Origin of the sequence: Vibrio sp. OPT46, from assembly GCF_015163535.1 — a bacterium.
Taxonomy (GTDB): Bacteria; Pseudomonadota; Gammaproteobacteria; order Enterobacterales; family Vibrionaceae; genus Vibrio; species Vibrio alginolyticus.
In genome coordinates, this window is record NZ_JADDYG010000250.1 from 48,329 (window position 1) to 52,153 (window position 3,825).

Genomic DNA, 3,825 nt, shown 5'->3' on the forward strand with positions numbered 1-3,825 from the left:
ATCGCGCCAGCTAGCGTTAATATGATCGAAATAACCAGCGCGAATTTAGGTCTCTGAATAAAGAAACGACTTAACATAGTGCCCCCTACTGCTTGTCTTCAGCAGGTGCTTGAAGGCGCACTTCTACACCATTACGCACACGTTGTAGGCCTTGTGTAATAACTGTATCTTCCTGATCGAGCCCTTCTCGAATGATAATACCTTGTTCAACCTGAGGGCCAAGCTCTACGTTACGACGCTCTGCGACATTTCCCTCAGTCATCACCATCACAAAGTCACCTTCTAAGTCAGTTTGAACGGCACGTCGTGGAATAACAATAACGTCCTTCGTATTCTTATCTCTCAAGTTCACTTTGATGTGTTGACCCGGAAGTAACTTCTGCTCTGGGTTTGGCACTAGCGCGCGCATAGCAATCGTACCCGTTTTGGTGTCAATACGATTACCTAAGAAATCAAGCTTACCGAGATGCTCAAAAAACTGTCCATTTTCCAGTTCAAGCTGAACTTCAACGCGGTTTGATTCTGCTGAGCCGTCGCCTTTGACTTGATCCATACCCATGGCTAAACGCTCACGCTCACTCACACTAAATGAGGTATGAACTGGATCTAAACTCACCAGAGTTGTCAGCACGCCAGATGACGGAGAAACCAGATCACCCGTACTAACTTTGGTATCACTAATACGTCCGCTAAAAGGTGCTCGGATTTGAGTATAGGAAAGGTTAACTTCAGCAAGTTTAAGTTGAGCATTTGCCGCTTCTAGCTCTGCTCTCGCACCAAGAAGTGCCGCAGTTAAAGCATCAAACTCAGATTGAGAGATACTACCGCGAGGCAACAAGTTTTTACCTCGAGTATGATCTAATTCGGCTTTTTTTAGCGCCGCTTTAGCTTGTGCAAGTGCGGCTTTAGCACTCGCGACTTGGGCTTCAAAAGAAGATGGCTCGATAGAGTAAAGGAGCTGCCCTTTTTCTACCATTTGCCCTTCTTCAAAGTGACGAGCTTTTAAGTAGCCAGAAATCTGCGCGGTAATATTGGTATCTTCTACTGCTTCAATGCGACCGATATAAGACTTGCTCGGTTGGTAGTCGATAACCGTGACATCCTGAGTCACTACGAGAGGCGCTTGACCTTTCGTTTGGGCATTATTAGCTTCCCCGCATCCAGCGAGGATTGCTGTAGCCGCCATTAGTGCGACAAGTGGTTTCTTTTGCATGTATTTACCGTCTTTATAGAACAGGATATTGTTGAATTCCTATCAACCTTACTCCTTGCTGCCACTGAAAACTTCACTGAAAAGCGCCCAAGGTGTTTCTAAATGTAAACATGAGAAACAAAAGGAAAATAAAGTAATTTAGTTAACAGTGGTATTCAATGAGCAATATACATACAACTCAATCATAACTATTTAATATACGCCTTAGGAGATCGCGAATTTTAGCGTGTGCTTGGAAACACTAACGGGAGTATTGTATTCGGGCGTAAAGTGAGATTCAGTGCTCAAGATAAGAACGTTTTGTGGCTAAAAAGGTAAAAAGTGACGCCTTCATACTCAAGACCCCGATTTTGACTATTTTTTTAATATAAATGGGTTATCATTCAATTAATTCAACGCCTTCGACAGAGAGGATGACTATGATTTCTAAATGGGCGAAACGCTTTTACCAGATGGCAGAACTAGTGGCGTCTTGGAGTAAGGACCCATCAACACAAGTCGGTGCCGTTATTACTAAACAGAATCGCATTGTATCTGTTGGATTTAATGGCTATCCGCATGGTGTTTCTGACAGTGTCGACACCGATGAGCGCGAGTTGAAATACCTTAAAACACTGCACGCGGAAGAGAACGCAATTTTGTTCTCAAAACGTGACTTAGACGGATGTGATATTTGGGTAACGCATTTTCCTTGCCCTAACTGCGCGGCAAAGATCATTCAAACAGGGATCTCACACGTACACTGCCCTGAGCAGTCTGAAGACTTTTTATCTCGCTGGGGAGATAAAATCCAAGTCAGTCAAGATATGTTCGATCAAGCGGGTGTGAAAGTCGACTGGTTACCGCTAGAAGACATTGAAATTGAAGACAAAGACGTGCGCTAGTATCCCATCTTAATAGTTAAATAGCCCAGAGAGATCTGGGCTATTTTGTTATTAAATCTGCAAGAGGTCTCGACGTAGTCTTTTAACTGTGTTTTTTCGCTGTGAGCTCAGCAATTTTGACAATAACGAGTACTGATTTTTCCATCATTTCAACAGAAATAAACTCATGAATTCCGTGGAAGTTAAAACCACCGGTGAAGATATTCGGGCACGGCAAACCCATAAAAGATAAACGAGCACCATCTGTACCACCACGAATAGGTTTTATAATCGGTTCCACATCACACGCTTCCATCGCTTGCTTTGCCAGCTCAATGATATGAGGGTAAGGCTCAACCATTTCTCTCATATTGTAATAGCTGTCTTTTATTTTTAGCTCTACAGAACCATGGCGTAAACCCGTGTTCATTTCATCGACGAGTTTCTGCATAAAGGCTTTTCGATCCTCAAGTCTTTGACGGTCAAAGTCTCTAATAATGTAACCTAGCTCGCTTCGTGCAACGCCCATTTCTGCCGATTTTAGATGGAAGAACCCTTCGTAACCTTCGGTTGTTTCCGGAGTTTGATCTTGGGGCATTTGAACTTGAAATTTCGCAGCCAAGTTCATCGCATTGACCATTTTGCCTTTTGCAGTACCTGGATGAACGCTAACACCATGAAAAATTACATCAGCGTTTGCTGCATTAAAGTTTTCGTATTCCAACTCACCTTGCGGGCCACCATCTATAGTGTATGCCCATTTCGCGCCAAATTTTTTAACATTAAACAAATCTGCACCACGACCGATTTCTTCATCCGGAGTAAAGCCGATACAAATGTCGCCGTGTGGAATGTCTGGGTTTTCCAGTAGCAGAGCTACCGCGGAAAGAATCTCTGCGATACCAGCTTTGTTATCCGCGCCAAGTAATGTAGTGCCATCGGTAGTAATAAGATTGTGGCCATGTAGGTGATGTAAATCTGGGTATTGCACGGGAGATAACACTTCATCCCCCAACCCTAATGCAATATCGCCGCCCTGGTAATCTTCGATGAATTGCGGCTTTACGTTTTTGCCAGATGCATCCGGCGCGGTATCCATATGGGCAATGAAGCCGATAGGAGGAACCTCATAATCAACATTGGCTGGCAGTTTAGCCATCAAGTAGCCATTTTTATCCAAAGTCACGTCACTTAAACCAAGCTCGATCATCTCTTTTTTAAGTAACTCAGCAAACACAAGCTGACCAGGTGAACTTGGGCAAAGCGTCACATGTGGATTGGATTGGGTATCAAACGTGACGTATCGAAGAAATCTTTCAACTAAATGTTTCATATTTATTCTCATTGTTTTGTACGATGAGGCCTTATCACGCATTGATAAGCTGACGTTGCCTCATCAAACCTCACGCTATGTTACGCTCTTAGTTCAATAAGAATTTGCTTTGAATCATTTTTTGATAAGAAAGGCTTTTGCGCTTTGCTTTCGCTCATTGAAGCATGAATTTAATCTAAAAGTTCCTCTGCCAGTACTCGCCACTCTTTAACCTTTTCACGAAAATGACGCCATTGCTTATCGGTCATCGAACGAGAAACATCTAATGTCAGTTGATCAACCAATGCAAAGTTAGAGTCAATATTCAGAGAAAGCTGTTCACTATAATAACTCTCTGGCTCGAACAAGAGTCGCATAAATATATCTTGATAAGTCACAACATTAGATTTGTTGTCGAACAAGTATTCGAGCTCTTG

General features: G+C 42.9%; 3 protein-coding genes and 1 pseudogene. 1 reads left to right on the forward strand and 3 read right to left on the reverse strand.

From position 1 onward, the window contains the following. Window positions 1-85: 85 nt before the first annotated feature. The gene (gene vmeY / locus IQR33_RS11195; protein ID WP_193837924.1) at window positions 86-1,213 is read right to left on the reverse strand and encodes a multidrug efflux RND transporter periplasmic adaptor subunit VmeY; all 1,128 of its coding nucleotides are present in this window, start codon (window positions 1,211-1,213) and stop codon (window positions 86-88) included. 419 nt (window positions 1,214-1,632) lie between these two features. Between vmeY and IQR33_RS11200 the strand changes: the two genes are divergently transcribed. Next, on the forward strand, window positions 1,633-2,097 hold the full coding sequence (locus IQR33_RS11200; RefSeq protein ID WP_005373515.1) for a dCMP deaminase family protein: 465 nt from the start codon (window positions 1,633-1,635) through the stop codon (window positions 2,095-2,097). Window positions 2,098-2,179: 82 nt separating this feature from the next. Here the strand turns inward: IQR33_RS11200 and pepT are convergent, their stop codons facing one another. Together pepT and IQR33_RS11210 are read right to left on the reverse strand one after the other, a co-directional pair. Continuing rightward, window positions 2,180-3,409 carry a peptidase T gene (pepT, locus tag IQR33_RS11205; protein ID WP_042522671.1) on the reverse strand — a complete coding sequence of 410 codons (1,230 nt, stop codon included), beginning with the start codon at window positions 3,407-3,409 and terminating at the stop codon, window positions 2,180-2,182. Window positions 3,410-3,579: 170 nt separating this feature from the next. Then, window positions 3,580-3,825 (reverse strand): annotated as a pseudogene (locus IQR33_RS11210) (hypothetical protein); the annotation flags it as partial.

Coding starts and splice junctions, on each gene's coding strand:
- IQR33_RS11200 (WP_005373515.1), top strand. CDS start 1,633: ATGATTTCTAAATGGGCGAAACGCTTTTACCAGATGGCAGAACTAGTG.
- vmeY (WP_193837924.1), bottom strand. CDS start 1,213: ATGCAAAAGAAACCACTTGTCGCACTAATGGCGGCTACAGCAATCCTC.
- pepT (WP_042522671.1), bottom strand. CDS start 3,409: ATGAAACATTTAGTTGAAAGATTTCTTCGATACGTCACGTTTGATACC.